This window comes from Bradyrhizobium sp. 482_C4_N1_8 (assembly GCF_052075965.1).
GTDB classification, from domain to species: Bacteria; Pseudomonadota; Alphaproteobacteria; order Rhizobiales; family Xanthobacteraceae; genus Bradyrhizobium; species Bradyrhizobium barranii.
On sequence record NZ_CP197231.1, the window covers coordinates 4,411,495 to 4,429,185 of the forward strand.

Here is a 17,691-nt window from a genome sequence, read left to right on the forward strand (position 1 = left end):
CTACCATGGCAAGCCTGGCTGAAGTGCGGGTAGAAGAGGCCGAGCCGATGGAGAACGAGTCCCAGGCACGTCCTGAAGAGCTGCGGCTGCTGGAAGCGCTGCTGTTTGCTTCGAATGAACCGCTGGACACCGCGACGCTGGCCAAGCGCATGCCTGATGGGGTCGATGTCAAGGCTGCGCTCGAACAGCTCCAGGCCGACTATGCCTTGCGCGGCGTCAATCTCGTGCGCGTCGCCAACAAATGGACCTTCCGCACCGCCGGCGATCTCGCCTGGCTTATGACGCGGGAGAGCACCGAGACCCGCCGCCTGTCGCGCGCCGCGATCGAGGTGCTGGCGATCATCGCCTATCACCAGCCGGTAACGCGCGCCGAGATCGAAGAGATCCGCGGCGTCGTCACCTCGAAGGGTACGCTCGACGTGCTGCTGGAGACCGGCTGGATCAAGCCGCGCGGTCGTCGCAAGACGCCCGGCCGCCCCCTGACGTTCGGAACCACCGAGGACTTCCTGTCGCAGTTCACCCTGGAACAGCTTGGCGATCTGCCAGGCCTGGAAGAGCTGAAGGGCACGGGCCTGCTGGATTCGCGCCTGCCGACCGGATTCAGCGTGCCGACCCCGTCGGATGACCCGCAGCTGCGCGAGGACGAGGATCCGCTGGAACCGGGCGAGGACCTGGATCTGGCGCTGGCACCTGCGGTCGAGCCCGAGACGCCGGAAGGCGGCAATGAGGGCGGCGAGGGTGGCAGCGAGGACTGACGTCCCGGCCGTTTAGAGGCTCCCTGCGACCAGTTAACACTGGCAAGATTACGTAGCGCCAACAGCGAATTGGCGCTGCCTTGGTCCTTGTTTTTGAGGCCTGCCGAGCCTAGGTTTCCGGGAAGATCGGCCGGGTCCCCGGCCAGGTGTGTTTGGAGGGTTGCAGGATGGGTTCGCTTAGCATTTGGCACTGGATCCTGGTGATCGCAGTCGTCCTGCTGCTGTTCGGCCGCGGCAAGATTTCGGATCTGATGGGCGACGTGGCCCAGGGCATCAAGGCCTTCAAGAAGGGCATGCAGGACGACGACAAGGTCGCCGACAAGCCCGAGCCGGCCAAGTCGATCGAGCACGCCGCCGCGCCGCCGACCGCGGCCCGGTCCGACGTCGGCAGCAAGGCCGTCTGAGTAAGCGTACGCGAGACGCGGGTGACGGCGCCGATCCTAAGCGCGAAGGATTGGGCCGGTCGCGGCTGGCGTGAACGGAAGGCCTCATGTTCGACATCGGGTGGAGTGAACTGGTCCTGATCGGGGTCGTGGCCCTGGTCGCCATCGGCCCGAAAGAGCTGCCGGGCGTGCTGCGCATGGTCGGGCAGTGGATGGGCAAGGCCCGCAAGATGGCTGCCGAATTCCAGGGCCAGTTCCAGGAAGCGATGCGCGAGGCCGAAATGGCCGACCTCAAGAAGAGCTTTGACGAGGTCAAGGAAGCCGCTTCCGGCTTTGCCGGCAACAATCTGATGACCTCGCTCCAGAAGGACGTCAGCGACGCGCTTCGCGTCGATGCGCTGGACAAGCCGGCCGAGGCCTCCACGACCACCACCGTCGAAGCGACTTCAAGTGAAGCGCTGGCGATTTCAAGCGAAACGCCGGCGACACCAACCACGCCGGAAGCGCCGACGCCCGAGACCTTCGTGGAGGCCGAGGCGCATGCGGCTGCGAACGAGCCGCTCGCGATTACCCGCGAGGTCGAGCAGGCCCAGGTCATTCAAGACACTGCGCCACCCGAGGCGATCAAGGACGTCAAAGCGTCATGAGCGACGCCGATATCGAGGCCAGCAAAGCCCCTCTGATGGACCACCTGATCGAGCTGCGGTCGCGGCTGATCAAGGCGCTGCTTGGCTTTGGCGTGGCCTTCATCTTCTGCTTCTTCTTCGCCAAGCAGATCTACAACGTGCTGGTCTGGCCGTTCGTGTGGGTCGCGGGTCCCGAGAATTCGAAGTTCATCTACACGGCGCTGCTGGAATATTTCATCACGCAGCTCAAGCTCGCGCTGTTCGGCGCCGGCTTCATCTCGTTCCCGATCGTCGCGACGCAGATCTACAAGTTCGTCGCGCCCGGGCTCTACAAGCACGAGAAGCAGGCCTTCCTGCCGTATCTGGTCGCGACCCCGTTCTTCTTCGTGCTGGGCGCGGCGCTGGTCTATTTCGTGGTGCTGCCGATGCTGGTCCGCTTCTCGCTCGGCATGCAGCAGGCCGGCAGCGACGAGACCGCGCAGATCCAGCTGCTGCCCAAGGTCGGCGAATATCTGTCGCTGATGATGTCGCTGATCTTCGCCTTCGGCATCGCCTTCCAGCTTCCGGTGATCCTGACGCTGCTCGGGCGTATTGGGATCGTGACCTCGAAGATGCTGCGCGAGAAGCGCCGCTATTTCATCGTCATCGCCTTCGTCATCGCGGCCGTTCTGACGCCGCCCGACGTGCTGAGCCAGTGCTCGCTGGCGATCCCCCTGCTCCTGCTCTACGAGGGCTCGATCATCGCGGTCGGGATGGTGGAGAAGAAGGCGGCGGCGTCGAAGGCCGCCACCGGCACCGACGTGTCGACGCCGGCTAATCCGGCGGAGTAGCGGCCAGGCGCGCTGTCATTCCCCGCGACCCGGCTACGCCAAGGCTTCGCCGAGGTTCAGGTGGTGGCGCGCCGAAGCTTCAGCGTAGGCGGCAAGCGGGGAATCCAGTACGCCGAGGCCCCTCGGAGAATCACTGCTGTCTCTGGAATACTGGATCGCCCGCTTTCGCGGGCGATGACGCCTGTGGTAGTGGGAAGCGCGATGCAAGCTCCCGACATACCGCGTTGGCTGTTGCACGCTGATCCAGGACCACCGCCATGCACGACATCAAATCGATCCGCGACAATCCGCAAGCCTTCGACGCCGGCCTCGCCAGGCGTGGCCTGAAGCCGTTGTCGGCGTCGCTGCTCGCGATCGACGAGAAGCGGCGTGCTGCGATCCTGGCCTCGGAGCAGGCGCAGGCGCGGCGCAATGCGGCCTCCAAGGAGATCGGCGACGCCAAGAAGGCGAAGGATGACGCGCGCGCCGCCAAGCTGATGGCGGAGGTCGCCGAGCTCAAGACCACGATGCCGCAGCTCGAAGCCGTTGCGAAAGCCGCCGACGAAGAGCTTGCCACGGCGCTGTCGGCGATCCCCAATCTGCCGCTCGGCGAAGTGCCCAATGGCGTCGACGAGCACGGCAATGTGCAACGCCATGTCTTCGGCAACCGGCGCAACTACGCGTTTGCGCCCAAGCCCCATGACGATCTCGGCGGCGCGCTCGGTGACATGGATTTCGAGACGGCGGCAAAGCTCTCCGGCGCGCGCTTCGTCGTGCTGAAGAAGGGGCTGGCGCGGCTCGAACGCGCGCTCGGCCAGTTCATGCTGAATCTGCACATCGACGAGCACGGCTATACCGAGATCAATCCGCCGCTGCTGGTCCGCAACGAGATCATGTTCGGCACGGGACAATTGCCGAAATTCGAGGACGACCAGTTCTGGGCGATCAAGGGCGAGTTGCTCGCCGCACCCGATCTGGAGCGGCTGCGGACCGAGCGTCTCGGCATCATTCCGACAGCGGAGGTGGCGCTCACCAACCTCGTTCGAGAATCCATCCTCGATGAGAAGCAGCTGCCGATGCGCTTGACTGCGCTGACGCCGTGTTTTCGCGCGGAGGCGGGCGCCGCAGGACGTGATACCCGAGGCATGATCCGCCAGCACCAGTTCACCAAGGTCGAGCTGGTGTCGATCACGACGCCGGAGACCAGCAAGGACGAGCATGAGCGGATGCTGGCATGTGCCGAGGAAGTGCTGCGCCGGCTCGATCTGCATTACCGCGTGATGACGCTTTGCACCGGAGATATGGGCTTTTCGTCGCAAAAAACCTATGACATCGAGGTCTGGATGCCCGGGCAGGGCGAGGGCGGCGCGTTCCGCGAGATCTCGAGCTGCTCGGTCTGCGGTGACTTCCAGGCCCGTCGCATGGACGCCCGCTCGCGCGGTCCGGACGGCAAGCCACGATTCGTGCACACGCTGAACGGCTCCGGCACCGCGCTCGGCCGCGCGCTGATCGCCGTGATGGAGACTTATCAACAGGAGGACGGCTCGATCGCAGTCCCCAGCGTGCTCCAGCCCTATATGGGCGGACTGAAGGTGGTCGCGCGCGAGTAGGGCGTTTTCGAGCGAAGTGGATACCGGTTCGCGTCGAGAAAGCGCGTCAAACAAGATAAGAATCTGAAGTCCCGTTCCGATTCTATCGGAACGGGAGTCCGGGGCGCGTTGCCCGGCTGTCACGCAGAAACGTTTGGTTGCGAAGATCGGTCGGCTGGTTATTCTGCCGACCACCCGACAATGCGAACTCACTGTTCATGGCCTTGCACCGCGATATCTTCTGGGTCGGCAGACAATGGGCGGTGACAGGTGCCGGTATCCAGGCTGTCGATCAACGTCTGCGTGGTGTGCTCGACATCGCGATCGCGCGGCTCTGGGATGACGATCTCGTGTGCAGCCGGCGGGCCAAGCCCGGCGTGAATGCTGCGGATTTCGACAAGGCGCTGACCGTGGCGCGCGAACGCTTTCCGCAGACGCCGGAGCCGGACCCGATCCTCGCGCAATTGGAGGCGCTCGGGGTGATCGAGGCTCCGGTCGTGAGCCTGGTGGTGCCGGCGATGAAGCTGCGCGCGGAAGGCAGGCTCGCACGCTTCCTGCCGCAATGGCGCATCCGCAGGTAGCAGGACCAGGCTGGGAACCCGCCCCCGGACCCAGTCGGCCGGTTTGCCTGATCGGCCCCGGCCGGATAAGACGGCTCAGACCCGCTTCAGGAACGATTTTTAATATGCGCATTCTCTGCACCAATGACGACGGCATTCACGCTCCCGGCCTCAAGGTCGTGGAGGAGATCGCGCGCGCATTGTCCGACGACGTCTGGGTCGTTGCGCCCGAGCTCGATCAGTCCGGCGTGTCGCATTCGCTCTCGCTGAACGATCCGCTGCGCCTGCGCGAGGTCGGACCAAGGCACTTCGCGGTGCGCGGCACGCCGACCGACTGCGTCATCATGGGCGCGCGCCATATCCTCGGCACCAAGCCACCGGACCTCGTACTGTCCGGCGTCAACAAGGGCCGCAACGTCGCCGAGGACGTGGTCTATTCCGGCACCATCGCCGGCGCGCTGGAGGGCACCATCCTGGGGCTGCCGTCTTTCGCCCTGTCGCAGGAGTTCAGCGTCGAGACGCGCGAGCGCCCGCTTTGGGACACCGCGCTCAAATTCGGACCCGACATCCTGCGCAAGGTGATCGCCGCCGGCATCCCGAAGGACACCGTCATCAACGTCAACTTCCCGGCCTGTACGCCGGAAGAGGTGCTCGGCATTCGCGTCACGCGCCAGGGCAAGCGCAATCTCGGCTTCCTCAGGATCGACGAGCGCAGGGACGGCCGCAACAATCCCTATTTCTGGATCGGCTTCGAGCGCGCCGCGATGATGGATACGCCTGCCGAAGGCACCGATCTGGCGGCGCTGCGCGAGCGCTATGTCTCCGTCACGCCGCTCCGGCTCGACCGCACCAATGAGGCGTTTTCCGAAGCGCTGAGCGCGACGCTGAAGTAATCGCTAGCCGCCGCGAAGAGCGGCTTCGATGGTCTTGCCGAGCGCGTCGAGCTGGAACGGCTTCTGCAAGGCCGGCCGGTCGCGGTACTGCTCGGGCAGGCCGGAGGAGCCGTAGCCGGTAGCGAAGATGAACGGGCAGCCCTTCGCCCTGATGACATCGGCGACCGGAGAGATGACCTTGCCGTTGACGTTGACGTCGAGGATGGCGATGTCGAACTCGGTCGCCTGGGCGAGCCGCAGCGCCTCGGTGATATCGCCGGCCTCGGCAGCCACCTTGTAGCCGAGCTCTTCGAGCATATCCGCGACCATCATCCTGATCATCACCTCGTCCTCGACGAGGAATACAGAGCGGCCCGAAGGTCCGGTCGCGGTCATAGTCGTTGAGTCCTTGCCCATTTACGGAAAACGTTCGCAGATAACGCGAATCGACGCAATGCGCGTTTCGGCGAGCGGACACCTGAAAATGGTCTTTGCAGCCAACCCGTTGCAAGCCGATTTATGGTCCAATACCGCGCCCGAACGGCTATCATGGGTTCCTGGGTAGGAACAGGATTCCTGCCCGGGTCTTAACGAGACACGTGGCCCCGGACCCGACGAGACGATAAGCAGCGATGACCTCCGATCAGCACCCGCCGGAAAAGATGATGTTTCAGCTCTCGCTGAGGCGCCGGGGCATCAGCGATCAGGCGGTGCTGCGAACCATGGAGGAGGTGCCGCGCGATCTGTTCGTCGAGGAGACCGATCGCGACGCCGCCTATCGTGACAGCGCGCTGCCGATCGCCTGCGGGCAGACCATCAGCCAGCCCTTCGTCGTCGCCTACATGACCGAGCAGCTGCAGCTCCAGAAGAAGCACCGCGTGCTCGAGATCGGCGCCGGCTCGGGCTATCAGGCCGCCGTGCTGTCGCGTCTCGCAGGCCAGGTGCTGACCGTCGAGCGCTACCGCAAGCTCGCGGAGGCGGCACGCGCCCGGCTCGAAAAGCTAAACTGTCACAATGTCGAGGTGATGCTCGGCGACGGCCTCAACCTGCCGGCCAATATCGGCCCGTTCGACCGCATCATCGTGACCGCCGCGATGGAGCAGCTTCCGGAGAACCTGGTCGAGCGGCTGGAGGTCGGCGGCATCCTGATCGCACCCATCGGCCCGCACCATGGTGTGCAGACGCTGGTCCGCTTCAGCCGGACCGAAGCCGGGATCGAGCGCAAGGAACTCGTCGAGGTCCGCTTCGTGCCGGCGCTGCCCGGGGTGGCGCGGGAGCTGTAGATTTCCGGATCGGCTGTGTCGCCAACATCTTATTGGGAGGGTTAAGCCGTTATTTACTCGCGACGTGTTTACTTAAAAGACCAGTTCTGTTGCGTACGAGTGAGTAACCATGTCTGTAGTCGCCGAGTTGCTTTACTCGCGCCGCGTGCCGCAGGTTGCGGTCTTGGCGCTGATCTCGTTCAGCTTCGCAGGGTGCAGCGCCGACATGCAGTCGCGGCTGTCCCAGTCGAATTTCTCCAATCCTTTCGCGTCTGAGCAGACCGGCTCGGTGCAGCAGGCACCGCCGCCGCAGCGTGAGCTGCCGCAATATTCGCGGCCGCAGACGCAGCCCGGTTATTATCAGTCGCAGCCCTTGCCGCCGCCGGCGGTCTCCGCGCCGCAATCCTATCCGGTAGCGGCGGGTGGCGGGGTGTCCGGAGGCGGTCGCGGCGTCAGCTCCTACGCGCCCCCGGCACAGCCGCATCTTGAGACCACGGCCACCGTGCCGCCGCGCTCGGTCGCGGCCGCCCAGCCGGCCGGCGGGACCAAAATCATCGTCGGCACCAGCGACACGCTCGACGTGCTCGCCAAGCGCTATCGCGTCACGCCGCAGGCGATCCTCGCCGCCAACGGCTACAAGGGCCCGCGCGCGCTCTCGCCCGGCCAGCAATTGATCATCCCGCATCCGGCCACAGCCGCTGCGCCCGCACCGGCGATGGCTCCTGTCGCGGCGGCTCCCGCGATGGCGCCTGCTGCGAAGCCGGTTGCAGCTGTCGCCGCGCCGCCGAGCACGCACTTCGTCAATCACGGCGACACGCTCGCCAGCATTGCCCGCAAGAACCACATCTCGTCGGCTGAGCTTGCCCGTGCCAACGGCCTCGATCCGTCGGCCAAGCTCAAGCTCGGCACCAGGCTGACCGTGCCGGGTGCCAAGACCGCCGCCCTCGCGGCGCCGGTTGCTGCGGCTCCTGTCGCGGGCACGCTGCAGCCCGTTGCGGTTGCTCCCGCACCCGCCACCAAGATGGCCGCTGTCGCCGCACCCGTGCAAAGCGCGCGTCTGGCCCAGGCCACGGCCAATGTCGAAGAGAAGGCCGCGGAGGCTCCGGCGAAAGCTGCGGAGACCACGAGCGCGCTGCCGACCTTCCGCTGGCCGGTGCGCGGCAAGGTGGTCACGAGCTACGGCGCCAAGACCAATGGCAAGTCCAATGACGGCATCAATCTCGCGGTGCCCGAGGGTACGCCGGTCAAGGCGGCAGAAGACGGCGTCGTCGCCTATTCAGGCAACGAGCTCAAAGGTTACGGCAATCTGGTCCTGGTTCGGCACTCCAACGGCTACGTCACCGCATATGCCCATGCGAGTGAGCTGATGGTGAAGCGCGGCGATACCATCAAGCGCGGTCAGGTCATTGCCAAGTCGGGTCAATCCGGGGAGGTGGCGTCGCCGCAGCTCCACTTCGAGATCCGTAAGGGATCGAGCCCGGTTGACCCGCTTCAATTCCTGAACGGGGCGTGACGCGCGGGCCCACAGAGTAGGGCACGCAATCACCACGAGTATGCTGTCATCGCCCGCCTTGCGCGCATTGCGCACTGGTGCGGGCGATCCAGTATTCCAGAGGCGGCGGTCGCCAAGCCGAGAAGCTGCCTCGAACCGTGGCGTACTGAGGCTTTTGTGTCCGGACAATCAATTTTCGAAAAACAACCCCATGCAAAGTAGCCGATGGCTGCCGGGGAGATGTCCTAATGTCCTGAAGCTGCTTCGGTTTCGATGGCGCAGCGGACATGGCAGGGCTTGCTGGTGGCCCAGCTCCGTCATGAGGGACGCGACCAGGACTCTTTGATTTGGATCAATTCTGAAATCTGCCGTTCCGGCTCCGTGTCAGCGCTGGGTAATGACGCACGGGTCCGGAGATCGGCATGAAGCTGGCTGATACGAAATCGTCGCCTGATCGCGGGCAATCGCTCCAGCATCCTGCAGGCGAGGGGATGCTGTATGTGCCGGGCGGCACGTTTCGCATGGGTTCGGATCGGCACTATCCGGAGGAAGCGCCGGTCCACCGCGTCACCGTGGATGCGTTCTGGATGGATCGCCATCCAGTGACCAACCGGCAATTCAAGGCGTTCGCCAAGGCTACCGGCCACGTCACCGTTGCCGAGATCGTGCCCGATCCAAAGGACTATCCGGGAATGCTTCCGCACATGGTCTATGCGGGCTCCCTGATGTTCTCGCCGCCCGCGTATCCGGTCAGTCTCCGGGATTTCAGCCAGTGGTGGACCTTCGCCAAGGGCGCGGACTGGCGGCATCCCTACGGGCCGGGCAGCGATATCCGTGGGCTGGACGATCATCCCGTCGTGCATGTGGCCTTCAGCGATGCGGTCGCCTACGCAAAATGGGCCGGCAAGGATTTGCCAACCGAAGCCGAATGGGAATTTGCGGCGCGCGGCGGACTGGACGGCGCCGAGTTCGCATGGGGAGATGAGTTTACGCCCGACGGCCGTCATATGGCCAACACCTGGCAGGGTGAATTTCCGCGCCAGAACACCCGGGACGACGGCTTCGAACGGACATCGCCGGTCACGGCATTCCCGCCGAACGGTTACGGGCTGCACGATCTGATCGGCAACGTCTGGGAGTGGACGTCCGACTGGTACTCGCCTCAGCATGAAGCCGACGCCGCAAAAGCCTGCTGCATTCCGGAGAACCCGCGCGGCGGCCGCGAGGCCGATAGCTACGACCCAAGAACGACCAACGTCAAGATTCCACGCAAGGTCATCAAAGGCGGCTCGCATTTGTGCGCGCCGAATTACTGCCGACGCTACCGGCCGGCTGCGCGGCATGCGGAGCCGGTCGACACTTCCACAAGTCATCTTGGATTTCGGTGCATCAGGCGAGGAGCCTCTGACGCATCTTAATGGGAGAGCGATGCCATGTTGAATTGCGTATTCAATGATGAGCTTTCGGTCACAATGCCACGCAAGAAGCAAGGGTGGCTCAAGCGGTCCAGCGCAGCGCTGCTCGGTGCGACGATGATGATACCGTCGGCGGGATTGATCAGCACGCCGGTGGCCGCCCAGCCGGCGCAAAAGCCCAACATCCTCTTTATCATGGGTGACGACATCGGCCTCTACCAGCCAAGCATCTACCATCGCGGGTTGATGGTCGGCGAGACGCCCAACATCGATCGCATCGGCAATGAAGGCGCGATCTTCACGCATTACTATGCCGAGCAGAGTTGCACGGCCGGTCGCAACGCCTTCTTCACCGGAATGCATCCGCTGCGCACCGGCATGATTCCTCCGCAACTGCCCGGCAGCCCGTCCTATCTGCGGCCCGGTACCCCGGCGCTCGCCAAGTTCCTGCTCGATCTCGGCTACAACACCGGCGAGTTCGGCAAGAACCATCTCGGCGACCACACCGACGCGCTGCCGACCGCGCATGGTTTCCAGGAATACTGGGGCTATCTGTATCACCTCGACGCCATGCAGGGCGTGAGCTTCCCGGACATCAACAAGACTCCGAGCCAGCAGTCGGTTGCCCCGCCCTGCAAGAATACGCCGATCCCCGGCATCCCGGAGGTACCGGGCGCGGTCGATCCGAAAACGACGGTTTGCCTGACGCCTCCGCGCAACGTCCTGTTCTGCAAGTCCGATGGAACATCCAGGACTCAGCAATGCATCGACCAGGGCCCGCTAACGCTTGAGCGATCGAAGGGTGTCGACGAGGAAATCTCGTCCAAGGTCATCGACTTCATGGATCGCAATGATCCGAAGACGACGGGCAAGCCTTTCTTCGTCTGGTACAACCCCGCGCGCATGCACATCACGACCGTGCTGAATGACAAGTACGCGGCCATGGTCGGCGAGCCCGGCGGCAAGGACTGGGGCCTCAACGAGGCCGGCATGAAGCAGTTGGATGACAATATCGGCTATGTGCTGAAGAAGCTCCAGGACATGGGTCAGCTCGACAACACGATCATCGTGTTCACGACCGATAACGGCGCCGAGACCATCACCTTTCCGGACGGCGGCACGACTCCGTTCAAGGGCGGCAAGCTGAGCACCTGGGAAGGCGGTATGCGCGCTCCGGCGCTCATTCGCTGGCCGGGCGTCATCAAGCCCGGCACCATCAAGAACGACATCTTCGCGTCACTCGACTGGCTGCCGACGTTTGTCAACATCGCTGGCGGCGCAAAGGGAGACGCGCTGAAGAAGCGGATCGAGGCCGGCCAATATCCCGGCATCGTGAAGACGACGCTCGATGGCGTCGATCAGACCGAGTACCTTTCCGGACGTTCGGAAACGTCGGCGCGCGACACCTTCTTCTACTATTCGGGCAAGGACCCGTCGGCGGTGCGGTACAAGAACTGGAAGATCTACTTCACGATGGTGTCCGACGCCCCGCAGGGCTTTATTTCTGGAGCGGCTCCCTATCACTGGGCCCAGGTCGTCAATATCAAGCGAGACCCGTTCGAGACCTCGATCGGTTCACAATACAAGACGCTCATGGGCCTCGGCGGCGTAATCGGCTCCCCTTCTACCGCCTACGTCTATGACTGGAACATGCTGCCCATCGGCCAGGCGCTCTGGCTGAAGGAACTGGAGACCTATCAGGCGTACCCGCCGCTCCAGGACCCGGCCAGCTATAACCTCGATCAGGTGCTGCAACAGATCAAGCAGGCCAAAACTGCCGGTCGCAGCGACTAGCCGCGAGCGTGATCTGACGAAGCGGGCGCCTCACGAAGGGGCGCCCGCCAACGGAATAGCGAGCAAAGCGATAAAGGCCCGCGGCACCTCCGCGAGCCACGTCCGCTTCCGACACGTTAAGCGAACAGAACCAATTGCATTACAACAAAGAGGAGCGCGTCATGAGCAACAAGCTTCCGCCTAGAGATTCCCACGACGCTACTCCGCAATCGGGCAGTGGAATGAAACGCCGCGATCTCTTGCTGAGCGGGAGTTCTCTTGTCGCCGCCTCGGCACTCGCCGCGGTCGGGCTGACAAGTTCCGCGCAGGCGCAGCAGCCAACACCGTCACCCGCGCCAGCGGGGCAGCGGCCGAACATCGTCGTCATCATGGGCGACGATATTGGGATGTGGAATATCGGCGCCTATCACCGCGGCCTGATGGCGGGGCGGACGCCCAATCTCGACAAGCTCGCCGCCGAAGGCATGCTGTTTACCGATTACTATGCCGAGGCAAGTTGCACGGCGGGTCGCGCCAACTTCATCACCGGTGAATTGCCAATCCGCACCGGCATGACCACGGTCGGCCAGGCCGGCGCAGCGATCGGGATACCCGCGCAGGCCGTGACCATCGCCACGGCGTTGAAAGGAATGGGCTACGCCACTGGCCAGTTTGGCAAGAATCACCTTGGCGACAAGAATGAATTCTTGCCGACGATGCACGGTTTCGACGAGTTCTTCGGTTATCTCTATCACCTCGATGCAATGGAAGACCCCGCGCACCCCAATTACCCGCAGGACCTGCTGAACGTCGTTGGTCCGCGCAACATGCTTCATACCTATGCGACCAACGTGGATGACCCGGCGGTCGATCCGCGCTGGGGCAAGGTCGGTAAACAGAGGATCGAGGATGCCGGAACGCTCTATCCCAAGAGGATGGAAACCGTAGATGACGAAATTCGCGACCTGGCGATCAAGTTCATCGAGAAGGCCAAGGCCGACAACAAGCCGTTCTTCCTGTGGCTCAATCCCACCCGGATGCACATCGTCACCCACCTCGCCCCCAAATACCAGGCCCTACGAAACTCCAAGAACGGCTGGTCGATACATGAAGCCGGCATGGCGCAGCTCGATGACGACGTCGGCCTCGTGATGCAGAAGCTCAAGGATATGGGCGTGGACGACAACACCATCGTGGTCTTCACCACCGACAACGGCACCGAGGTCTTCACCTGGCCTGATGGCGGACAGACGCCCTTCGCGCAGAGCAAAGGCACCGTCATGGAAGGTGGCTTCCGCGTACCCTGCATGATCCGTTGGCCGGGCAAGGTGCCGGCCGGCAAGGTCGAAAACGGCATCATTTCCGGTCTGGACTGGTTTCCGACTTTCCTGGCGGCGGCCGGCAACCCGAACATTGCAGAGGAACTGAAGAAGGGCAAACAGATCGGTGACACGACCTATAAGTGCTATCTGGACGGCTATAACCAGATGGACATGATTACCGGCAAGGGACCGTCGAACCGGCACGAAATCTTTTACTTCGGCGAGAGCGAACTCGGTGCCGTTCGCATCGACGACTTCAAGTATCGTTTCATCGACCAGCCCAGAGGCTGGCTCGGCGAAAAGACCAAGGCTGACGTGCCGTACCTGACCAACCTTCGCCTCGATCCGTTCGAGCGCACGGGCTGGCCCGACAATGGGACCAAAGAAGGCGCGCAACAGTACTTCGACTGGTTCAAATACGAATTTTGGCGCTTTGTGTTTGTTCAGCAGCAGGTGGAAAAGCTGGCGATGACGGCGATCGAGTTTCCGCCGATGCAAAAGGGCGCGAGCTTCAACCTCGATGCCGTGAAGGCGAAAATCGAGGCGGCCCGGGCGGCAGTGAGTAGGTAGTCGCCAGGGCTTCGACTGATTTATGGCCGGCGCGCCGAATTTCCGTGCGCCCGCTGGGCAATGGAAAGGTGTCGACCATGAAGCCGATCATCCGTTTACCTGCTATCGATCGTCGCGTCCTTCTCTCGTCCCTGGCGATGCTTCCGGTACTGTCCGTTTCACTCCGTTCCACCTCCGCGGTGGCACAAGGGCAGAGCGATCCTCTGCCGTCCTGGAACGAGGGAGCGACCAAGGCTTCGATTCTTGACTTCGTCGCCCGCATCACGATGCAAGGCGGGCCCTTCTTCGTACCGGTCGACCAACGCATCGCGACCTTCGACAACGACGGGACGCTTTGGATCGAGCAGCCGATGTACGTGCAACTGGCCTTCGTACTCGACCGCGTAAAGGCTATGGCGCCAATGAATCCGGAATGGAAGACCAAGCAACCGTTCGCGGGGGTGCTGGACGGTGATCTGAAGGCGGTGATGGCATCCGGCGAAAAGGGATTGGTCGAACTGATTGCGGTGACGCATGCTGGCATGACCACGGCGGAGTTTGAGAAGATTGTCACGGATTGGCTGGCGACCGCGCACGATCACCGCTTCAAGCGGCCGTATACCGAACTGGTCTATCAGCCGATGCTCGAACTGCTCGCTTATCTCCGGGCCAGCGGCTTCAAGACCTTCATTGTGTCAGGAGGCGGCATCGAATTCATGCGGCCCTGGACCGAGCGGATCTACGGAATACCGCCGGAACAGGTTGTCGGATCGTCGATCAAGACCCGATTTGAGATCAAGGACGGTGCGCCAACGCTCTTCCGGCTGCCCGACATCAATTTTATCGATGACAAGACGGGAAAGCCGATCGGCATCAACGAGCACATCGGCCGGCGTCCGATCGCCGCCTTCGGCAATTCCGACGGCGATCTCGAAATGCTGCAATGGACGACGCTCGGCGCCAGTGGCGCGCGGTTCGGCCTGATCGTCCACCATACCGATGCGGAACGCGAATATGCCTACGACCGCGACTCGCATTTCGGGAAACTCGACGTCGCGCTGGACGCCGCGGCCGTCAACAAGTGGACCGTCGTCGACATGAAGAAGGACTGGAAGCGCATCTTTGCCTTCGACTGACATCCTCTAAGGACCCATAAGCGCTATCTGGACGGCTATAGCCAGTGGACATGGTTGCCGGCATGAGGCACGCAACGCATTCCGGATTTGCACACCGACCATCTTTGTCGCCTGCGGCACCGCGTTCGAGGCGCGGACGTCCGCTGTTAACGCAAGGCGGACATCAGCAGGACGTTGGGCGCCCCTTGGGCGGCACCACGGTCGGTGGCCAATAGGGTTTGGAATCCTTGGCATCCATATTGATCGTTCCGCCGAACGGCGCGGGCGGGTTTGGGATATATTTGCCGTCTATCGTCGTCGTGGCGCTGGGTGAGCCCGGCGCTCCCGAGGTCTGCTGGGCGAAGGTCGGACCAATTTTGAGAGCCAGAACGGAGGTCGACCATACCAATGCGCGCATGGTGGGAGTGATGTTCATGGTCAGACTCCCTCGAATTGACTATTCGAAGCTAAACCTGCGAACAGCATTCGTCATACGCTTCAGGATGGCCGCATCGTCATCGACCACAATCACGAAGCGCCATCATGTCCGTGTCGCCCCGGTACGGGCGCGCGTCAAGGGTCTTGGCCGACCGTTGATCCAGATCAATGGAAGAGTCCACCGTGAGCACAATGAAGGGTCGTTGTTAGAAAGGCGGGCTTTGCCGACGGGCGCTGAGAATGTCTGGTGATCGGGACCGACCGGACGCGGCTGGCCCGGCGGTGGGTTGCTGACGAGGCGACGACGTCTTCTTCTAAAAGCGAACATTTCCGGACTAGTGATCAAAGAAGTCTGCACGATGTCGGTTCGCGAACCCATTCTCAAGCCCGTTGCGATCGCAGACCTGCGCCCGACCCAGATGACGGTCGGCATTCGGGAGGTCAAGGAGAAGCGCAAGCGCTGGCGTGACGAGAGTAAAAACAAAGGAGCCGAGTTCTTGGGCAAGCACATGATCCCGGTCGTGCTTGGCCCGAAGGACCGCCACTACGTCATCGATCATCACCACCTGGCGCGTGCGCTCCATGAAGAAGGGGTCGAAGAGGTACTGGTTACCGTGGTGAAAAACCTCAGGACGCTGGAGCCCGATTCGTTCTGGTTCGTCCTGGACAATCACAGCTGGATGCATTCGTACGACGACGAGGGCCGTCTGCGCCCTTACAAGGATTTACCGAAGACCGTGGCCGGGCTTGTTGACGATCCGTTCCGCTCGTTGGCGGGAGAACTGCGGCGCGCCGGGGGGTACGCCAAAGACACGACGCCGTTCAGCGAGTTCTTGTGGGCGGACTTTTTGCGTCGACGGGTCAAGCGCAAAACCGTAGAGACCCACTTCGAGGCCGCGCTCGAGCAAGCCCTGGAATTGTCAAAAAACGAGGAGGCGAGCTACCTGCCCGGCTGGTGTGGTCCCGTCCTGGAGGATTGAAGGCATGCCTGGCCCGCTCGAAAAATCCGCAAGCCCGCCGAGGACCCGAGGAGCCGTGCTGGCCCGGTGCGAGAGGCTAACGGACAGCGGCATCGACCAGAGGAAAGAGCAATCATGGCGCAAGCAGAGGCCGACAGAGCACTGAGCCATCTGGATCACGAGCTTGTCGCATCGCTAAACGACTTCCACGATCCGAGCCAAGAGTGGCGCCGCCTCTTCTCGGAGCTGCTCGGAACGTTCTTCCTCGTCCTCGTGGCCGCCGGTGGCGGCATGATGGGGCAGGCCTTTCCCGGCACGATCAGCCGTGCCGCTGCGGTCGTCGCACCCGGTCTGATGGTGATGGCGATCATCCTCTTCATGGGCAAGGTGTCCGGCGCTCACCTCAATCCCGCGGTCAGTATCGCGTTCTCGCTGCGTGGCGACTTCCCGTGGCGTCGCGTGCCGGGATACATCGCCGTGCAGTTGATCGGGGCGACGCTCGCGGCACTGTTCCTGCACGCCGTGATCAACGTGTCGGCCAGCTACGGGTCGAACTATCCCGCGTCGGGATACTCGGCGTCCGATGCGTTCCTGATGGAGGCCGTGCTGACCTTCGGTCTCGTCAGCGTCATTCTCGGCACGGCGTCCGGCGCCCAGAACATCGGGATATTGGGCGCGATCGGCGTCGGCGCGTACATTGCGCTCGCCGGGCTGTGGGGGAGCCCTATCTCGGGAGCGTCGATGAACCCCGCGCGCACGTTCGGCCCGAACTTAGTCGCAACCGACTTCATGAGCTACTGGGTGTATGTCGCAGGCCCACTCGTGGGTGCAGTTCTCGCAGTGGGTGCGGCATGGGTGCTCCGCGGTGCCGGCGGCGGCCGCGCAGGCTCAGGCGCCGCCCAGGGAAGCCTTTTCACCGAAGTCGAACACCCGGGGAAGGGGTGAGGCGCAGGCATAATGGGTCATGAACTCTCGCTGTTCGTGGGTACGTTCGCGACATTGCTCGCGATAATAAATCCGTTCGAGGTCCTGCCGGTCTATCTGAAGATGTTGGAAGGCAAGGACGCCGCCACGCATCGCCAAGTGGCATGGAAAGCCTGCCTCTATGCGCTGCTCCTATCGCTCTTTTTTCTGATCTTCGGAACGCTGATCCTACGCTTGTTCGGCGTGCCGCTGAGCATGGTCCGCATCGTCGGCGGGATCATCCTGATGAAGATCGGCTTTGAGCTATTTTCACCATCCGCTTCCGGTGGCGTGATTCCAGCCAGCGGTGCGGATCAAAGCGGCAACATAGCTTTCGTGCCGCTTGCGATGCCGCTCATGTGCGGACCAGGCGCCATCGCCACCATCCTCGGCATGACTGCCACGATTAAGCGATCATCAGCGGAACTGGCCTCTTTCGTAGCGATCGTCGTGGCTATTTTCGCGACGATGGTCGTCACCTACCTGTGTCTGGCATATGCCGGGAAACTTTTCGACAAGCTCGGCGCAATGGGGATCGATGCTATCACCCGAATAGTTGGCTTCTTCGTCTCTGCGATGGGCGTTGCGCTGATCTTCGACGGTATCATCGAGGCATTGCAGACGCATGGTGTGACGATTCTGCGTTGAACTAGCTGTTGGTGGCGCCACGCAAATTCCGGGGCGATCTTGACCTCGGATGTATTCTGCCAATCGGAGATTTGTTCTGAACCGAACCGAGTCCGAGGTGGACCGTATTACGCGGCGTCGGGAAGTTGTCGGCCCACAGTACAAAGGACGCGATCATCCAC

General features: G+C 62.8%; 17 protein-coding genes and 1 pseudogene. 16 read left to right on the plus strand and 2 right to left on the minus strand.

Annotation, left to right across the window (positions count from 1 at the left end; all coding sequences use genetic code 11):
• The first annotated feature begins 5 nt into the window (after positions 1-5).
• The 7 genes from scpB (at position 6) to surE (ending at position 5,615) form a co-directional block, all read left to right on the plus strand.
• Positions 6-755, plus strand: coding sequence for an SMC-Scp complex subunit ScpB (gene scpB, locus AB7Z56_RS21045; protein ID WP_063983111.1), 750 nt, complete (start codon positions 6-8; stop codon positions 753-755).
• A 167-nt stretch (positions 756-922) separates the two neighbouring features.
• Complete coding sequence (locus AB7Z56_RS21050) at positions 923-1,159, plus strand: twin-arginine translocase TatA/TatE family subunit (RefSeq protein ID WP_028156107.1); 237 nt, start codon at positions 923-925, stop codon at positions 1,157-1,159.
• Positions 1,160-1,245: 86 nt separating this feature from the next.
• Positions 1,246-1,785, plus strand: a complete 540-nt coding sequence (gene tatB, locus AB7Z56_RS21055) for a Sec-independent protein translocase protein TatB (protein WP_354123729.1) — start codon at positions 1,246-1,248, stop codon at positions 1,783-1,785.
• Positions 1,782-2,594 (plus strand): twin-arginine translocase subunit TatC, encoded by an 813-nt coding sequence (tatC, locus tag AB7Z56_RS21060; RefSeq protein WP_063983113.1) that lies wholly within the window; start codon positions 1,782-1,784, stop codon positions 2,592-2,594. Before tatB ends, tatC begins: the two co-directional genes overlap by 4 nt.
• 257 nt (positions 2,595-2,851) lie before the next feature.
• Positions 2,852-4,183: a serine--tRNA ligase gene (gene serS / locus AB7Z56_RS21065; protein ID WP_354123730.1), complete on the plus strand. Its 1,332-nt coding sequence runs from the start codon at positions 2,852-2,854 to the stop codon at positions 4,181-4,183.
• 197 nt (positions 4,184-4,380) lie between these two features.
• Positions 4,381-4,743: a hypothetical protein gene (locus AB7Z56_RS21070; RefSeq protein ID WP_028152467.1), complete on the plus strand. Its 363-nt coding sequence runs from the start codon at positions 4,381-4,383 to the stop codon at positions 4,741-4,743.
• A gap of 104 nt (positions 4,744-4,847) precedes the next feature.
• The gene (gene surE, locus AB7Z56_RS21075; RefSeq protein WP_014495056.1) at positions 4,848-5,615 is read left to right on the plus strand and encodes a 5'/3'-nucleotidase SurE; all 768 of its coding nucleotides are present in this window, start codon (positions 4,848-4,850) and stop codon (positions 5,613-5,615) included.
• Between the two features lie 3 nt (positions 5,616-5,618).
• Here surE and AB7Z56_RS21080 read toward each other — a convergent pair whose 3' ends face one another.
• Positions 5,619-5,990, minus strand: a complete 372-nt coding sequence (locus AB7Z56_RS21080; protein WP_028152469.1) for a response regulator — start codon at positions 5,988-5,990, stop codon at positions 5,619-5,621.
• Between the two features lie 236 nt (positions 5,991-6,226).
• Here AB7Z56_RS21080 and AB7Z56_RS21085 point away from each other — a divergent pair, with 236 nt between their 5' ends.
• From AB7Z56_RS21085 to AB7Z56_RS21110, 6 genes are all read left to right on the plus strand, one after another.
• Positions 6,227-6,877: a protein-L-isoaspartate(D-aspartate) O-methyltransferase gene (locus AB7Z56_RS21085; protein ID WP_028152470.1), complete on the plus strand. Its 651-nt coding sequence runs from the start codon at positions 6,227-6,229 to the stop codon at positions 6,875-6,877.
• Between the two features lie 109 nt (positions 6,878-6,986).
• Positions 6,987-8,369 (plus strand): LysM peptidoglycan-binding domain-containing M23 family metallopeptidase, encoded by a 1,383-nt coding sequence (locus tag AB7Z56_RS21090; RefSeq protein WP_354123731.1) that lies wholly within the window; start codon positions 6,987-6,989, stop codon positions 8,367-8,369.
• 401 nt (positions 8,370-8,770) lie between these two features.
• Positions 8,771-9,766: a formylglycine-generating enzyme family protein gene (locus AB7Z56_RS21095; protein ID WP_283016605.1), complete on the plus strand. Its 996-nt coding sequence runs from the start codon at positions 8,771-8,773 to the stop codon at positions 9,764-9,766.
• Positions 9,767-9,880: 114 nt separating this feature from the next.
• Positions 9,881-11,557: an arylsulfatase gene (locus AB7Z56_RS21100; protein WP_283018879.1), complete on the plus strand. Its 1,677-nt coding sequence runs from the start codon at positions 9,881-9,883 to the stop codon at positions 11,555-11,557.
• 161 nt (positions 11,558-11,718) lie between these two features.
• Positions 11,719-13,428: an arylsulfatase gene (locus AB7Z56_RS21105; protein WP_441256408.1), complete on the plus strand. Its 1,710-nt coding sequence runs from the start codon at positions 11,719-11,721 to the stop codon at positions 13,426-13,428.
• A gap of 77 nt (positions 13,429-13,505) precedes the next feature.
• Positions 13,506-14,543 (plus strand): HAD family hydrolase, encoded by a 1,038-nt coding sequence (locus AB7Z56_RS21110; protein ID WP_354102450.1) that lies wholly within the window; start codon positions 13,506-13,508, stop codon positions 14,541-14,543.
• Between the two features lie 175 nt (positions 14,544-14,718).
• Here the strand turns inward: AB7Z56_RS21110 and AB7Z56_RS21115 are convergent.
• Positions 14,719-14,940, minus strand: a pseudogene (locus AB7Z56_RS21115) (hypothetical protein); the annotation flags it as partial.
• 379 nt (positions 14,941-15,319) lie between these two features.
• Between AB7Z56_RS21115 and AB7Z56_RS21120 the strand changes: the two are divergent.
• From AB7Z56_RS21120 to AB7Z56_RS21130, 3 genes are all read left to right on the plus strand, one after another.
• A complete protein-coding gene (locus AB7Z56_RS21120) occupies positions 15,320-15,940 on the plus strand; it encodes a ParB-like protein (protein WP_283016602.1) in 621 nt (206 codons plus the stop codon).
• A gap of 114 nt (positions 15,941-16,054) precedes the next feature.
• Positions 16,055-16,864 (plus strand): MIP/aquaporin family protein, encoded by an 810-nt coding sequence (locus AB7Z56_RS21125; protein ID WP_283016601.1) that lies wholly within the window; start codon positions 16,055-16,057, stop codon positions 16,862-16,864.
• 12 nt (positions 16,865-16,876) lie between these two features.
• Complete coding sequence (locus AB7Z56_RS21130; protein ID WP_354102451.1) at positions 16,877-17,530, plus strand: MarC family protein; 654 nt, start codon at positions 16,877-16,879, stop codon at positions 17,528-17,530.
• Positions 17,531-17,691 lie beyond the last annotated feature (161 nt).